The following is a 15,289-nucleotide window of genomic DNA, read 5'->3' on the forward strand; positions in this document are numbered from 1 at the left end:
GCAATTACCCGCCAAATCAAGTGAATGGCGGTTCATCTTCCGCTGTGGATAACTACTGAAATTTGCAAGAGCTGTCAAATCTTTTTAAATAATATTTATAGGATTTTTCAGTTATGCTGCTCTTTCATGAATTTTAGGCATTCCTAGAACCGAATTTTCCCTTCACTATCCCCCACTGACAGGAGACATTTTAGACAAGGAAGCCGACGCAAAAATAGCGTATCTCCGCCTTGATGCCAACTATTAATTCGGGAAAAATTTTGACGAGAGGGCGTAGGCATTGGCTAACAATTTTGTAACCAGGATATCAGCCGCACCATCCCTTCTTCGGTGGAAACTAACTCATTATAGCCAAGGATCTTTTCGGCCTTGCGGTGGGAAAACCAATGAGAGTGGGCCAACTGGTTGGCAATAAAACGGGTCATTTTGGGCTCCTCTTTTTTCTTGCTCAGCTTTCCCAAAAACTCCAAAAGAGAACCGGCCGTGTAGGCGACAAAAAATGGAACCTTCTTCTTCACAGGAGCAATTTCAAGCCGGGTAAAGAGTTCATTGATCCACTCCCACAAGGCAACAGGCTCTTTTTGACCGATAAAAAAAGCAAGGCCTGCCCCGCTTGCATCTCCTGAAAGATTTTTTGCAGCGAGAATATGGGCGTGCACGACATTATCTATATAGGCGATGTCCACCTTGTTTTGGCCTGAGCCGACAATTTTCAATGCTCCGGATCGTCCACGTTCAACAAGGCGAGGTATCAGATTCTGATCCCCTGGCCCCCAAACAAGGTGGGGACGAATGGCTAAAGTCCGTAATTTTTTGGAGTTGGCCGCCAGCACTGCACGTTCAGCTGCAATTTTTGAGGCGGCATAATGGCAAAGAGGGTTGCGACTATAGGGAAGCGATTCATCGCCGCCGTTGATATCCTGCTGATCGAATACCACGGAGGGGGTTGAGGTGTAGACCAGATTTGGCACACCATTATTCTGACATGCTCGCAGGACATTGTTTGTCCCTTGCGTATTGATCGCAAAATACTCTTCTTTACTCCCCCAGATACCCGCCTTGGCAGCAACATGAAAGACTGTTGAGGAGCCAGCAAAGGCCTGCATAAGAAAATCCTGGTCCTGAATATCTCCTTGCAGACAGGTTACGCCCAGCTTTTGCAGCTCCGGATATTCGTTGCGCCCAAGGACTGCGACGTCCGCACCTTCTTTAAGGAGTGCTCTTACCAGGGCCTTACCGATAAAGCCACCGCCGCCTGTTACCGTAACCTTCTGTCCTTTCATCTTGGTTTCCTGTATCATCTCTTTCTCACGGAAAGCGGTATTAGTCTCAGCCGCAGGGAAGTTGCACTCGCTTGCTCGCCCATACGGCAAGCTTTTCACGGAAAATTTTAGCGTTATGCCGTATATCTACGGGAAAGGCCGGGTGAATCAGGAAGCGATCAATTTCGCAGGTCCGCTCATTTGCCCGGGCAAGCTCCCTTAACTCATGGTACAATTGCTCCTGATCTTTGACTTTCTCAAAAAGCTCGACAATGAGGACAGGCACCTGACTCCCCCAACTGCCAACGCCCACCAGGGCAGATCGTTTGACGCGAGGATGCTCGTTAAAGATGGCCTCGCAACAGACGGTAAAGAGCATCCCCTTTTCTGTTGCGACACGGTGCGCCTTACGGCCACAGAACCAGAGCCGCCCTTCTTGATCCAGATACCCCATATCGCCCATGCGATGCCAGAACCGATCTCCATCGGTTATTTTGGCCATCCTGGTCTCTTTTTCATTGCCGGCATAGGCCCTGGTGACCACCGGTCCGCGGACGACTATTTCTCCGATATTTCCTGATGCAAGCTCTCTAACCCCTTCCCATGATTCTATACGCTCGTCCACCGGCTCAATGATTTTAAGCTCCATTTCAGGCAGTGGTCTGCCCACACAGGCGCCACGACCAATACGTGTCCGGGACCAAGTCTCTTGAACAATCTCTCGTCCTTCAATGGCAGCAACCGGCAGGCTCTCTGTGGCCCCATAGGGAGTGTAGATTTTTCCATCATCGGGCATAACCTTTTGGACCCGCTCCACTAATTCACCGGGAACCGGGGCACCGGCCATCAACACCTTGCGCACCGGTAAGACAATACCTTTTTCAATACAGTAACGACTGACCACATTCCAAATGGCAGGTGAACCAAAGGAGTAACTCACCTTATTGTTCTGAATTGATGTGACAAATTTTTCAGGGTCCACCTGGGCAGGACGGGTCGGGTCCATGTCGGGGATGACGGCCTGGGCCCCAAGCGCTGTGGCAAAAAGTCCAAAGAGGGGAAAGCCGGGCTGATCGATATCGCCACTGCCAATGCCGAAATAGTCTCGAATCAGGCGTAACTGGGTGTGAAAGATACCGTGAGTGTACTCCACCCCTTTGGGTGGACCGGTGGAACCTGTAGTAAAGATGATGGCGGCCAGATCATCATTGTTGGCAACAAACGCAGGCAACGGCTGCGGGGCCAGTGGCTGTAAGGGATGCCGGACAAAAAGGCTGGGTTTTCCCACCAGGATGCGCTTCCGCACGGAACCAAAGGGCCGAGGAAAGAGCCGGCTGAAAATAATGGCCTTGGAGATTCCCACTAATATATCGGGTTTGACCGAGCCAATGCACCGCAGCAAATTTTGATACCCCATGCCCGGATCAATAAGGATGATCACAGCCCCCAATTGAAACAGGGCAAAAGTGAGGCAGACAAAATCCATGGAGGGCCGCACCATCAACATCACCCGGTCTCCCCGGCGAACTCCTCGCTCATAGAGGGCTCCGGCGAACCCCTCGCTTGCTTCTGCCACCTGGCTAAAGGACCACTGACGCCAAGCGCCACCTTCTAAGGCGGTTAGGGCGGTCTCCTTCCCCTGCTTTTCCGCTGACCGATAGAGGGCAGAAACAATATTGCAATCAGTCATATCTCTCTCCTTGGCAAGGGGAGGCCCGTAAGAAAATCTTCGATGCGTGGAGCGATCTGTTCAAAGGCATCCTCAAGCAGGTAATGGCCGGCATCCTGAAAATAATGGGGTTCTGCCTGGGGGAAACGGGCTTGCCACTGCTCAAAAAACCAGTCATGAAAGCAGAAGTCTCCACCGCCCCAACAGAGCAGCATGGGATGAGAGCTTAACTGACTAAGATTTTTTTCAATGGCAATCAGAGTCGGCCAAGATGGATGACTCGGATGCATAGGGATGTCTTTGACGAACCGGTGCACTGCAATACGGTTGTGCCAGTTGTTGTAAGGAGCTAAGAAAGAACGGGCAACGGCTAAAGGCATCCTTTTTTTCACGGCCATGAAGATGGCGCTGCCCGCAAAGCCATTGAGTCCACGCACCAGGAACTCGCCCAGAAAAGGCCAACGACAGATATCTATGCGCAGCGGAATATGCGGTGAGGGAAAGGCGGCTGTATTCATGACCACACATCCCGCAACCCGTTCAGGATACCGTCCTGCCCACCCCATGCCGATGGCCCCACCCCAGTCGTGCACCAAGAGAACACAACGCTTTACCTCCAGATGGTCTAAAAGGAATTCCAGGTTCTGGATATGGTTTTCCAGCCGGTAGGGGTAGTGTTGTGGTTTATCGGAAAAACCGCAGCCAATATGATCAGGAACGATACACCGATAGCGATCTCGCAGCTGCGTAACCAGATTACGATAGAGATAGGACCAGGAAGGGTTACCATGCACCATAACCAGGGGGAGCCCTTCTCCCTCATCCAGATAGGCGAGGCGGTGCCCCCGAATATCGAGAAAGTTCGGTTCAAAGGGGTATTGGGCAAGATTGGTCATCGTCATGTTCTCTCTTGTCAACTTCGTTACCAGTCGATTCCAAGCATCAGTGAGTTAATTCCGGAGCCGATCCCTAAAAGCGCAGCCCGCTGGCCGGGTTGCAAAGCCCCCTGCTCAATCCCCATGGCCATGGTAATTGGCGCAGAAACAGAGCCCACATTACCAAGGATTGGGAGTGTCTCGTAATTTTTGTTTTGCTCAAGGGCCAAGGTGGAAAAGAGCATCTGAGCATGGGCACGCCCCACCTGGTGGCAAAAAAACTGATCAATGGAGTCCTTGTCCCAACCGAGTTCGGCATGAAAGGACTGCCAGCAGGAGGCTGCGGTTTCGATTCCCTTTTCCAGAAGCAGTTCCGAATCTGTGGACATCAAGGTCCCCTGCTCAGAATTTTGTCCCCCCTGGCAGAGATCGTTATGGTCGGTATTGGCAGCAACACCGCCACCGGCAAGATAATGACCGGTATCTTGACAATCGCGTGCGGTCATGACAAGAGCCACGGCCCCGGAACCGATGGTGAGAGAGGCAAAAAGCGGTTTGATGGACTTACGCGTCAGGCTGGTATCAGTGAGGATGTGGCGGATGGTCGAATGGACAAGATCCTCAGCGGTTTCACCGGCAACAATCAGGCCGGAACGAACCTGGCCAAGCTCGATCATGTTGGCCAGCATCACCATGCCATCCAGGAATCCCAGGCAGGCGTTTGAGATATCGAACAACAGGCAGGAAGATGGCAGCTGCAGGTTACGATGCACAAAAGAGGCGGTTGCCGGCTCCATCATATCCCGACTCACCGAGGTAAAAAGCAGGCAACCAATCTCATCCCGGCTGATGCCCGCACGAGTCAATGCGGCCTCACCGGCAGCAGTGGCCCCCTGGCTGGGTCGGGTCCCGGGCTGCCACAGTCTACGTGATCCTATACCGGTCATAAGTTCAAGCCGCCCGGCTGGCAGCTTGAGGCGCTCATACACCGGTTGCAACTGCTCTTCAATCGCAGCCGAGCTCAATTCGATTGGGGGCAATTCGTAGCCAAATTCGTGCAGACAAACCCTGCTGTAACGCATAATCCTCTCTTTGTAGCACTCGGACCTGCCAAGCCCTACCTTAGTTTCTTTTGTGGGTGGAAAAACGGTTTGCCCAACTGATCAACAGGGCAACCAGCGCCAGATCGTCGACCACGCCGATCAACGGCATCCAGTCCGGGAGCAGATCATAGGGCGACAGGGCATAGAGTATCCCAAAGGCAAGAACAACTTTCACATACAGGGGTGTGGCAGGAGAGACGAACACATCCTTGGCATGTACGAACATTCGCCAGAAACGGGCGATTTGTGGTGGGAGCTGCATTGGGGCTCCTTTAGCCCGGATTTCTCATCGGATTAGCGCATCACCTTGCTCACGATCTCGTGATCAAAATAATTCGTCCCCATGCCCGCATCAACCACCAGACATTGGCCGGTCATCCCCGAGGACCTGGGCGAAAGCAGAAAGGCGGCAACATCAGCGGCCTCTTTAGTCTGGACCGCCTTTTTCCTGAGCGTGGCCTCCTCGGCAAAGAGATAACTATCCACATAGCCAGGAATACCGGCAGACGCCGAAGTCTTCAGCAAACCGGGGCAAACCGCATTGAAACGAACCTGGGAAAAGGCGGAAAAACTTTTGGAAAGAAAACAAAGCGATGATTCAAGTGCCGCCTTGACCGGAGCCATATACCCGTAGTTTTCTGCCGCCATGCGGGTGGTGGAGATGGAGATGGTTACCATCGATCCATTGGCTGCAAGCAGGGACTTAAAATGATTGGCAATGGAGATAAACGAAAAACAGGAGATGTTGACAGCCTGCAGAAAATCCTGCTGTTTTGTCTCGTGAAAGGGGCGCATCCCTTCCGAATAATTGGCAAAGGCAATGGAGTGTACTATCCCAGCAAGGGGTTCTTGCACCTGCTCGGCGATGGCGTCACGCACGGCAATGATATTGGACTCGTCTTCAACATCACAACAGAACACGAGCGAAGCCGGGAAGAGCTTTCTGGCAGTTTCCGCCCGCAGCTCGCTGCGCACCACGTGGACCACGTGCGCACCGGCTTCCACCAGGACACGACCAATGGCGCAGGCCACGGATTTTTTATTGGCCAACCCAAAGACGACCACTGTTTTCCCAGCAAGTCCGAGAAAATCCACTACGCCTCCTTGCGGGCACAGGCAAATTCGACCTGGACCGCGACTTTACCACCAACGCGTACCGTTCCTTTCATGATCCAGGCCGGCCCCAACCGCTCGATCAGCTTGGCAGAGATATCCAGGGTGTCACCAGGGTGCACCTCCCGTTTAAACTTGGCCCCTAAAATACGGGTTAAGACCGGAACCCCGGCTGCGGGAACGTCCTCTCCATTTCCCAGACTCTGACTTAAAAACAGAGCCCCTGCCTGAAAGACCGCCTCACAGAGCAGTACTCCGGGCATAAGGGGATAGTCGGGATAATGTCCCTGAAACACTTCCAGATCCTCAGGAAGAAATTTTTCCGCGCGAATATGCTCTTCGTTGATTTCGACCACTCGGTCCAACCAGAGAAAGGGGGGACGGTGGGGCAGCCGTTTAAGAATAAGCGGATCGGTCATGGTTTATAATCCGCCGGTGATTTCAAGGACAGCGCCGTTGATGTATGCGGCCTGATCACTTAAAAGAAAGAGCGCGGCATCGGCCACCTCAGAGGGTTGACCAAATCGGTTAGCCGGCACCATCTTTTTATAGGCCTTGACCTGTGCTTCGGGCAGATCCTCAATAAAATCGGTGGCGATAAATCCCGGAGACACGCAGTTGACTGTAATCTTACGCTTAGCCACCTCTTTAGAAAGAGACTTCATCAGCCCCACCTGCCCAGCCTTTGACGCAGAGTAGTTGGCCTGGCCAGCAAACCCCAGATGGCCCATAGGCGAGGTGATAAAGAGAATGCGCCCGTATTTTTGAGAGAGCATCATGGGCAGGCCAAACTTGGACATATTGTATCCGCCAGTGAGATTGACATCGATTACCCGCCGCCAGTCCTCCTCCTTCATCATGGGCAAGATCGCATCACGGCGAATACCGGCGTTGTTGACCAGGATATCAAGATTTTCCCATCGTGATTCCAGCTCACTGAAAAAGGCAGCGACCGCCTTGTAGTCACTGACATCAAGCTTTGAAAGGCTCAAGCGCTCTTGATACTGGCTGCATTCGCTCTGCATGGAGTCTGCCGCGGCCTGATTGCCGCCATAGAGTCCATGAACGAGCGCCCCCTGAGCAAGCAGAGCCTCGGTAATGGCGCGCCCGATTCCTCGGGTTGCTCCGGTGACCACCGCCTTCTTTCCTTCAAATGCATACATGTTCTTTTGCCACATAAGATATTGTGCTTACCAACAGAGCTTAGCTTCAAACTCAGATTTTGAAATCTTTCGATGCCGGGTCGTATACTCTGGATAAAATCTCGACCAACGAGAGAAATCTCATTTTGTTAAGCTGGATTTGGTTAGAGTCATAGAGGATATCGGAGCCGTCAAAAACAACAGAGAAATTATCATGAACCCAAATGGATGTTGTCAACCACATTCCTTAGCCAAAAACTTCCCTTGGGTGTCGTCAACCAATACAGAAAGCCGCAGTTGAGAACCACTGTAATCCAGTAGATGAAAAGGAAGGAGCCTTTGCTTGATTTATGCCTCAAAAAACTCTGCGCCAATCTTGCTCCAGGCCAACCTCCCAAAAGAGATAAAGTATGCAGTCCGCTCTCTGAGATCCTCCATTGGCCATTCTGTGCAGCATATTTATCCTTGCCATAGACAAAGAATGTGATCAGGCTCATCGCGGCATACAGATAGACGAGCTCATTGGGGATCAAATGCAAAGACAAAAGAGAACAAAGACCACATGAAAACAAGGTAAAAAGACCGACAGCAAACAATTTCTGTCTCATCTCCCGACCGTTTCCTTTGTGCCCTTTTAGAGGGATGACATTCTTGGCTGCAGGCCTTCCCTTTTGATCAATAGTCGGTCTGAAACGTACATTCAAATGTACAATGGGACGTTTATGGCTGCGGCTATAATCACTAATATGAAAAAAAAGCTCCCGTCCACCTGAATCCGGTGCAATAAATCCAAATCCTTTTTCTTCATTCCATTTGATTACAGTTCCGCCGGAATCATCCATCACAGTTAATCCTGTTTTATGAAATTTCAGCTTCGTAAATAACTATCCACATCATTTGCCACAATCACCCCGTAGTTGATAGCGCCGAGCCAGCCGCTCATAATAATCCCCACCGAGCCCACGTGAAAAAGTCCAGCCAGCTCTTTATGCAGCGAACGGGAGACATCCAACCCCTCAAACTTAGTCCCAAAGGAGGTGCCTTTGGTGTGCAGGGTATAACGGTTGAAGGTCTTGGGTGTGGCGGATTCAATGGTATCGATCTTGTCACGCACACCGGGAATGTAGCGATCAAGATCCACCAGGCAGCGTTCGATCATGGCCTCTTTGGCTGATGCGTAGGCTTCTTCATCCAGGCTTGCCCAGTCGTGATAGTTGGCGTTCATTGAGGCAACGATGGTGTAATCCGGCGCTGCATCTGGCCTGGTCTTGGGGTAATAGAGCGAGAAGGTCCGGCTTTTTGTCTCCATGCTCCGCATCTCTTCCGAGGAAAATTCTTCCGCAGTCGAGGTAAAAAGCAAATCACCGATATCATCAATGGCCTCGCCCTTGCGAATACCGAAATAGACCTGACAACTGGAGTTATTTACCTGGACCTGGTTAAACTTCTCTATATAATCAGCGGCGAACTGCTCACGCCCTACCAGATAATCAATGGTGTTGGTGATACCGGCGTTGGAAACAACGGCCCGGGCCTTGATGGTGCGTCCCTTGACCACCACGCCGGTGGTGACGCCCTCTTCCACCAGGATGCGCTCCACCTTGGCACCTGTGCAGAGAGCAACGCCTTTGGCTAAAAGCTCCTGGCTCATCATCTGAATAAGTTTGTCGGTGCCGCCTTCAAAGGTGAAGACACCACGATTCATGAAGTTGGAAAAAACGATGCCATAGGTGATCGCCGGTTCGTCCAGGGTGGAACCATTTGCATAGGTAATAGGCTCCATGAGCAAACGATGCACATCACTGCGGCCAGGAAAGAACTGGTCAAAGAGCTCACGGGTGGTCAGTGATTGATCGTCGTAGAAATTCATGCCGTCAACGGTGGCAAAAAAGTTCTCAACCACCTGCTTTTCAATACCAAAATGCTCCTGCAAAATACGAACAAAGTCATCTTTGCTGAACGTGGTGGTGAGGGAGAACTGCGGATTGTCAAAAACGATATTTTTCAGCTGAACAATGGAGTCGCGAATGGCCTTGCCCCAGTACTTTTTGCAGGTTTTCACCATGCCATAGGGGAAACCATGCAGGGAAACGTCAAAGATGTGACCGCCCCGCTTGAACCAGGTTGCCAGGCCACCAAGTTGTATGTGGTGCTCCAGTAAAAGCACGGAGTGCCCGGCGGCGGCCAGCCGGTTGGCACTGGTAAGGCCACCAAGGCCTGAGCCGATTACGATAACGTCATACTGCGGTTGCAGGGTGTCCAAAGGCGTAAATTGCATCGTTCTCCGAATTTTAGGTACTCAATTGGCTCGCACTAGCGAAGGATGTGCTGGTTAACCACGGTGATTCCACTGAGCATGGCGCCAACAATGCCCAGATACCCCTGATCGGTCCCCGCGACAAAGAGATTTGACCAAGGCGTCAGACCGTCTTTTATTTTGCGACTACTCCCATAGACGGCTCCCTGTGCTTTACGGGTAAAACGCTCGATGGTCAGTGGGGTAAAACTGTCCTGATATACAATGGACGCTTGATAATTCCCAATAATTTCCTCACTGGCCGCAATAGCAGCCCGGGTCCAGTAGGCTTTCTGAGAGCCATATTCATCCTCAGCCAGCGCCTTCCAGAGGGGGTGGCTCGCAGCGTTGGTCACCCGTATCTGCGCGGTTTCCTCCAGAGGCAGCCCGGCAAAATGCTCGGGAAAGCAGATCACCCCCCAGAAGGTATTCAGCAAGGCATCAGGTCGCCGGTAGTCCAGGGTACTTCGCTTGTTATAAAAAATAATGGTCCGATCATCACCAAGCTCTTTCGAGATGTGGCTGGGTAAAACGGAGATGGTTTCCATGAAGCTCATGCGTCCACTATAAACATCCGCGTCAGCTTCCCAATCGGAGAGACGAATCGTTTCAGGCATCCCAGCGGTGGAAAGAACTGTTTCCGCCTCAAGGATTTCGCCATTTTCAAGCTCCACCCCACACACTTGATTGTTTTCGGTGAGAATACGCGACACCGGGGCCCGATAACGAAGCTCGCCACCAAACTCCTTATACTGATCAACCAGCAGGGAAAGAAACTCTCGCATGGTTTCCGAGGGACGAAAAAAACCGTCCTCAAACACTGCCCGGAACATGATCACAAACTGTCCCAGATCCATATCCTCTTCTTCGGCGTTGCCATAGACCATCAGTGGCAGCAGCAGCATGTCTTCCAGAGCAGGTTCCTGCAAAATTTCATGGAGAAATGCACGGGTGGAACGCCAGGGAACCACCGTAAAGGGGTCATAGTCGGCAATGCGCTCTTTCAAAAGACGAAAGGCGTCAATGGATGCAGGGAAGGTCTGGGCTATCGCCTCTTCCAGCATTGCTGGATCGTTACTGAAACGAAGCCGCCTATCCGGGAAATGAATTTCGGAGGCAAGCTGCTGATGAAAGGTAAACTGCTTGCGGGAAAGGCGTAACTGCCGCAACAGACGATTGAGCGGAGCACGTTTATCGCGAGGCTCGGCGAAATTGGTCATGGCATGAAGGCCGGTCTCAAAAAGACGCCCCTGCCGCGTGTAGTAGGAGTTGAGGCCACCGGGCAGGCTATGCTGCTCTAAGATCAGGGTTTTGTAGCCAAAACGGGCTGTGCGGATTCCTGCTGCCAGTCCTGAGAGTCCACCGCCGATGATGATGAGCTGATACGCAGCCATGATGTGCAGGAAAGAAAAAGCGCTCCTTCGCGCAGAGCACGAAGGAGCGCAGAAGTAAGTGAATTAAACGTCTTGCAGTTTCGGCTCGAGGTAATTGACACAGCTGGTCAGGGAGGCCAGTTCCGGGTATTCCTCTTCAGGAATCTGCAGTTTGTAGCGTTTACGTAGTTCCATAACAATGTCGAGAAAGTCCATGGAGTCCAGGTCGAGCTGATCGCGCAGGGGTGCATCGGCATCCAGGGCATCAAAATCAGCTTCATCGTCAATATCTGCTATGATTTCAAGGATCACGTCCTTGATTTCGTCACGGGTCATACTTGGTTTCCTTTTCTATCAATATATATGTTCATCGCAGACTGCTGAGTTTGCGGCCAATAGCACTGAAAATATGCTGCAACAACTCAGAAACACGTTAAAAATTGCTACGTAATGTGCCCTGTCGGCACACAGGCAGTCCACCTTTTGAAAGCCAGCGAAAACGGCAAAGTTGTGAGAAATACCACAGATACCCTTAGTTCGCCATAAATCTCTCGACAATAACCACCGAATTTATGCCCAGCATACCAAAGGAGTTATTGAGGAGAACATCCACTTGGTCCAGTTTTTTGGCGGTGTTGGTCACCAGACCGGGAAGTGCGCAGTCCGGGTCAAGGCTATCCACATTGATGGTCGGATGAACCATATTGTCGCTAAAGGAGGGAAGATTTCCCGCCAACTCCAAGACACCGGCAGCCCCCATGGCATGGCCGATTGCGGACTTGGTGTTATTGATCCAGGTATTCTCACAACCAATGAAGGTATCGCGAATGGCGTTACACTCCTCCACATCTCCCTGCTTGGTGCCGGTGGCATGGGCGTTGATAAGGGTGACTTGATCCGGACGCAGCCCTGCTTTTTCAAGCGCTGCCTCCATACACTGCTTCTGCCGCGGTCCGTAAGGTAGGACAAAGTCGCGCGCATCGGAGTTCATGGCATAACCGGTAATCTCACCATAGATCTTGGCACCCCGCTCAAGAGCTCGATCAAGCCGCTCAAGGGTGAACACGCAACCACCTTCGGAGATGACGATACCGTTGCGATCCTGATCAAAGGGCCGACTCGCCTTGGTTGGGTCCTCATGTTCTGCCAAAGCTCCCTGGGAACGGAAGGAGGCAAAGATACCAAAGGAACCGACACTCTCCGACAGTCCGCCGCAGAGAGCGAGTTCAACCTCACCAAGCCGAAGCATCTGTATACCTTGGATCAAGGCCGCATTGCCAGCGGCACAGGCCGCGCCTATGGCATAGTGGGGCCCGGTGATGCCAAGGTTCATAGTGATCTCACCGGCCGGATTATTGACCACGGTCCGTGGATTGTGGTGATGGGTCCAGTAATCCACGTTGTAGTCGTACTGCGAGATGTTGTAGACCTCGTTTTCAGTCTCAACGGTGCCGTGTTCGGTCAGACCGATATAGACGCCGGTTTTGGCCTTGTCATAGGTGGAGAAGTCGATCCCTGCATCCACCAGGGCCTCGTTAGCGCAATAGACGCCAATACAACCGGCGCGGGTGCCGCGTTTATTTTCGCGCTTTTTGCGATACCGGGTTTCGGCAAAGGTACAGAGCCCTGCCGGATGCACGCCCATAAAGCGCAGATCAAGGGAAGAAACACCGCTTTTGCCAGCCAAAAGGTTGGCCCGAAATTCCTCTAAACTCGACGCACCGGGGGCGGTCAGCCCAACGCCGGTGATAACAATACGTTGCTGATTGGAAAGATTTTTCATGAGTAACGCCGACAGAATCAGATGCCTCCCAGACCTTTAATAATGGAAGGCACACTGGAAATGGCCTCATCAAGCTTATCGGGCATGGGGCCACCGGCCTGGGCCATATCCGGGCGCCCTCCCCCCTTACCGCCGACAACGGTGGCTACCCGGCTGACAAGCTCACCGGCCTTGATCCGTTTGGTCAGATCCTTGCTAACCATGGCGAGCAAGGCTGCCTTACCGTCAAATTCGCCACCCAAAACAATGATTCCGCTTGCCAGCTTATCGCGCACCTTATCCCCTATTTCACGCAGGGTTTTTGGGGAATCCAGCGGTACCCGGCTGGCGATGACCTGCATACCATCAATATCAATGGCGGAGGAGAGAAGCTGATCCAGATCGGAAAGCGCCATGGAGGCCGTGAGGTTGGCGATCTGACGCTCCAGCTCTTTCTGGCGTTTGAACATTCCCTGAATTTTATCAACCGCGCCCTCAATGGGGCCGGAGATGGCAGAGCTTATTTCAGAACTCTGACGCGCTAGCTCCTGAACCCAGTGAACGGCTCCAGGGCCGGTTACCGCCTCGATCCGGCGTACACCGGCTGCAATACCGGTCTCAAGCACAATCTTAAACAAGCCGATATCGCCGGTGCGTTTGGCATGGGTACCACCACAGAGTTCTTTACTGAACTCACCGATACTGACTACACGGACTTCATCGCCGTATTTCTCACCAAAAAGAGCGGTCGCCCCCTCTTCAATGGCCTGCTCACGCCCGAGTAGTACGGTGTTTACCTCAATATTTTTGCGTATTTCCGCGTTAACCAACTGCTCGATGGTGCAGATTTCACCATGGGTGAGCGGGGAGAAATGGGTAAAGTCAAAACGAAGCCGATTATGGTCAACCGCAGACCCCGCCTGTTTGACGTGATCGCCCAGAACCTTTTTCATGGCTGCCTGCAGTAGGTGGGTGGCCGTATGATTGAGTGCCGTATCGTTGCGGCGTTCCGCCACCTGCAGCTCAACCTGACTACCGAGCTTCATCTCCCCCTGGACGACCTCGCCCTCATGGAGAATCAACCCATCAATAGGGGCAAAGGTACGGGAGACGGCAAAACGCCCCTCGGGCCAGCTGATGTCGCCCTGGTCGCCAATCTGTCCACCAGATTCCGCATAGAACGGCGTTTGGCCACAGAAAACACGCAGTTTGTCACCCACCTGCGCTGTTTCCACAAGTTCACCAGTTGCACCAACCATGGCGTCAACCGTTGAAATCCCCTGGGTGGCACCGTAGCCAATAAACTCGGCCTTTTTATTTTGACTGCCCAACTCGACAATCCCGGCATCAAGATGATCGACATCACTGCCCTTCCAGGACTTGCGTGATTGCTCACGCTGCTGCTCCATGGCTTCATTGAAACCGGGTTCATCAAAGGAGACACCTTTTTCAATGGCTATATCACGGACGATATCAACGGGGAATCCGTAGGTATCGTAGAGCTTGAAGATGAAATCACCGGCAATGACGGCTGCCTCTTCGCTCTCTTTTTTAAGACGGCGAATTTCCTGATCCAGTTTATTGAGACCATGATCCAGGGTTTCACCAAAGCGAGCTTCCTCGTTGGTGACTACCTTTGCCAGCAGCTCACGGGTATTTTCCAGATGCGGATAGGCCTCGACCATCTCATTGGTCACCAGTTCGCAGACCCCAGGGAAGAAGGAGCTGAGGCCAAGAGCCCGGCCATAACGGATGGCGCGGCGCATGATGCGACGCAGCACATAACCGCGGCCTTCATTGGAGGGCAGGACACCATCGGCCACGAGAAAGGTGGTGGCGCGGGCGTGATCGGCAATAACCCGCATGGAGACATCGTCGGCGTCATTGTCGTGATATTTTTTTCCGGCCTGGCCCGCCACATAATCAATGACGGGGGTGAAAAGGTCACAATCGAAGTTGTTGAACTTACCCTGCAGAACCGCAGCCACACGCTCAAGCCCCATACCGGTATCAATGGATGGCTTGGGCAGGGGAGTCATGTTGCCTTCTTCATCGCGGTAAAACTGCATGAAAACCAGATTCCACAGCTCAAGATAGCGATCACAGTCACAACCAAGCACGCAATCGGGACGTCCGCATCCGACTTCAGCTCCCTGATCAATATGAATTTCGGAACAGGGGCCACAGGGACCGGTATCGCCCATCTGCCAGAAGTTGTCTTTCTCTCCCATACGCACGATGCGGCCCTTGGGCAGATCTTCTATCTGCTCCCAGAGCTGATAGGCCTCATCATCGTCGTTGTACACAGAAACCCAGAGCTTACTGGGATCGATACCAAGTTTTTTGGTGAGGAATTCCCAGGCAAAGGCGATGGCGTCTTTTTTGAAATAATCGCCAAAAGAGAAGTTCCCCAGCATTTCAAAAAAAGTGTGATGGCGGGCTGTATAGCCAACGTTTTCCAAATCGTTATGCTTACCACCGGCACGAACACTGGATTGTGCCGTGGTGGCCCGGGTGTACGGCCTGGTTTCCTCCCCCATGAAGACCTTTTTAAACTGCACCATGCCCGAATTGACAAACAGCAGGGTGGGATCGTCATGGGGCACGAGGGAAGAGGCAGTGACCCGTGTATGGCCCTTGCTCTCAAAAAATTCCAGAAAACTTTTGCGAATATCGTTACCGGTCATTGTGTTG

Annotated in this window: 14 protein-coding genes; all 14 read right to left on the minus strand. The window is 52.3% G+C overall.

The features are described from left to right. Positions 1 to 284: 284 nt before the first annotated feature. Positions 285 to 1,283, minus strand: a complete 999-nt coding sequence (locus JWJ90_RS03865; RefSeq protein WP_205225880.1) for an SDR family NAD(P)-dependent oxidoreductase — start codon at positions 1,281 to 1,283, stop codon at positions 285 to 287. A 46-nt stretch (positions 1,284 to 1,329) separates the two neighbouring features. Further along, entirely contained in the window at positions 1,330 to 2,952 is a 1,623-nt protein-coding gene (locus JWJ90_RS03870) for a fatty acid CoA ligase family protein (protein ID WP_205225881.1), read from the minus strand. Then, complete coding sequence (locus JWJ90_RS03875) at positions 2,949 to 3,833, minus strand: alpha/beta fold hydrolase (RefSeq protein WP_240194735.1); 885 nt, start codon at positions 3,831 to 3,833, stop codon at positions 2,949 to 2,951. Before JWJ90_RS03875 ends, JWJ90_RS03870 begins: the two co-directional genes overlap by 4 nt. Before the next feature lie 20 nt (positions 3,834 to 3,853). Then, positions 3,854 to 4,888, minus strand: coding sequence for a 3-oxoacyl-ACP synthase III (locus JWJ90_RS03880; RefSeq protein WP_205225882.1), 1,035 nt, complete (start codon positions 4,886 to 4,888; stop codon positions 3,854 to 3,856). Positions 4,889 to 4,928: 40 nt separating this feature from the next. Then, positions 4,929 to 5,171: a YkvA family protein gene (locus JWJ90_RS03885; RefSeq protein ID WP_205225883.1), complete on the minus strand. Its 243-nt coding sequence runs from the start codon at positions 5,169 to 5,171 to the stop codon at positions 4,929 to 4,931. A 32-nt stretch (positions 5,172 to 5,203) separates the two neighbouring features. Further along, on the minus strand, positions 5,204 to 6,004 hold the full coding sequence (locus tag JWJ90_RS03890; protein ID WP_205225884.1) for an SDR family oxidoreductase: 801 nt from the start codon (positions 6,002 to 6,004) through the stop codon (positions 5,204 to 5,206). Next, entirely contained in the window at positions 6,004 to 6,441 is a 438-nt protein-coding gene (locus JWJ90_RS03895; RefSeq protein WP_205225885.1) for a 3-hydroxyacyl-ACP dehydratase FabZ family protein, read from the minus strand. The genes JWJ90_RS03890 and JWJ90_RS03895 overlap by 1 nt, the downstream gene beginning before the upstream one ends. Before the next feature lie 3 nt (positions 6,442 to 6,444). Beyond that, positions 6,445 to 7,185, minus strand: a complete 741-nt coding sequence (fabG, locus tag JWJ90_RS03900) for a 3-oxoacyl-ACP reductase FabG (RefSeq protein WP_205225886.1) — start codon at positions 7,183 to 7,185, stop codon at positions 6,445 to 6,447. Between the two features lie 191 nt (positions 7,186 to 7,376). Continuing rightward, the gene (locus JWJ90_RS03905) at positions 7,377 to 8,006 is read right to left on the minus strand and encodes a cold shock and DUF1294 domain-containing protein (protein WP_205225887.1); all 630 of its coding nucleotides are present in this window, start codon (positions 8,004 to 8,006) and stop codon (positions 7,377 to 7,379) included. A 26-nt stretch (positions 8,007 to 8,032) separates the two neighbouring features. Next, entirely contained in the window at positions 8,033 to 9,442 is a 1,410-nt protein-coding gene (locus tag JWJ90_RS03910) for a phytoene desaturase family protein (protein ID WP_205225888.1), read from the minus strand. Between the two features lie 35 nt (positions 9,443 to 9,477). Continuing rightward, positions 9,478 to 10,854, minus strand: coding sequence for a phytoene desaturase family protein (locus JWJ90_RS03915; RefSeq protein ID WP_205225889.1), 1,377 nt, complete (start codon positions 10,852 to 10,854; stop codon positions 9,478 to 9,480). Between the two features lie 63 nt (positions 10,855 to 10,917). After that, positions 10,918 to 11,169 carry an acyl carrier protein gene (locus tag JWJ90_RS03920; RefSeq protein WP_205225890.1) on the minus strand — a complete coding sequence of 84 codons (252 nt, stop codon included), beginning with the start codon at positions 11,167 to 11,169 and terminating at the stop codon, positions 10,918 to 10,920. 196 nt (positions 11,170 to 11,365) lie between these two features. Beyond that, entirely contained in the window at positions 11,366 to 12,616 is a 1,251-nt protein-coding gene (locus JWJ90_RS03925) for a beta-ketoacyl-[acyl-carrier-protein] synthase family protein (protein ID WP_205225891.1), read from the minus strand. A 17-nt stretch (positions 12,617 to 12,633) separates the two neighbouring features. Next, positions 12,634 to 15,282: an alanine--tRNA ligase gene (gene alaS / locus JWJ90_RS03930; protein ID WP_205225892.1), complete on the minus strand. Its 2,649-nt coding sequence runs from the start codon at positions 15,280 to 15,282 to the stop codon at positions 12,634 to 12,636. Positions 15,283 to 15,289 lie beyond the last annotated feature (7 nt).

Source organism: Desulfobulbus rhabdoformis (assembly GCF_016919065.1).
In the GTDB taxonomy this organism is placed as follows: Bacteria; Desulfobacterota; Desulfobulbia; order Desulfobulbales; family Desulfobulbaceae; genus Desulfobulbus; species Desulfobulbus rhabdoformis.

Coding starts and splice junctions, on each gene's coding strand:
- alaS (WP_205225892.1), bottom strand. CDS start 15,282: ATGACCGGTAACGATATTCGCAAAAGTTTTCTGGAATTTTTTGAGAGC.
- JWJ90_RS03870 (WP_205225881.1), bottom strand. CDS start 2,952: ATGACTGATTGCAATATTGTTTCTGCCCTCTATCGGTCAGCGGAAAAG.
- JWJ90_RS03915 (WP_205225889.1), bottom strand. CDS start 10,854: ATGGCTGCGTATCAGCTCATCATCATCGGCGGTGGACTCTCAGGACTG.
- JWJ90_RS03925 (WP_205225891.1), bottom strand. CDS start 12,616: ATGAAAAATCTTTCCAATCAGCAACGTATTGTTATCACCGGCGTTGGG.
- JWJ90_RS03895 (WP_205225885.1), bottom strand. CDS start 6,441: ATGACCGATCCGCTTATTCTTAAACGGCTGCCCCACCGTCCCCCCTTT.
- JWJ90_RS03885 (WP_205225883.1), bottom strand. CDS start 5,171: ATGCAGCTCCCACCACAAATCGCCCGTTTCTGGCGAATGTTCGTACAT.
- JWJ90_RS03905 (WP_205225887.1), bottom strand. CDS start 8,006: ATGGATGATTCCGGCGGAACTGTAATCAAATGGAATGAAGAAAAAGGA.
- fabG (WP_205225886.1), bottom strand. CDS start 7,185: ATGTATGCATTTGAAGGAAAGAAGGCGGTGGTCACCGGAGCAACCCGA.
- JWJ90_RS03910 (WP_205225888.1), bottom strand. CDS start 9,442: ATGCAATTTACGCCTTTGGACACCCTGCAACCGCAGTATGACGTTATC.
- JWJ90_RS03880 (WP_205225882.1), bottom strand. CDS start 4,888: ATGCGTTACAGCAGGGTTTGTCTGCACGAATTTGGCTACGAATTGCCC.
- JWJ90_RS03865 (WP_205225880.1), bottom strand. CDS start 1,283: ATGAAAGGACAGAAGGTTACGGTAACAGGCGGCGGTGGCTTTATCGGT.
- JWJ90_RS03920 (WP_205225890.1), bottom strand. CDS start 11,169: ATGACCCGTGACGAAATCAAGGACGTGATCCTTGAAATCATAGCAGAT.
- JWJ90_RS03875 (WP_240194735.1), bottom strand. CDS start 3,833: ATGACGATGACCAATCTTGCCCAATACCCCTTTGAACCGAACTTTCTC.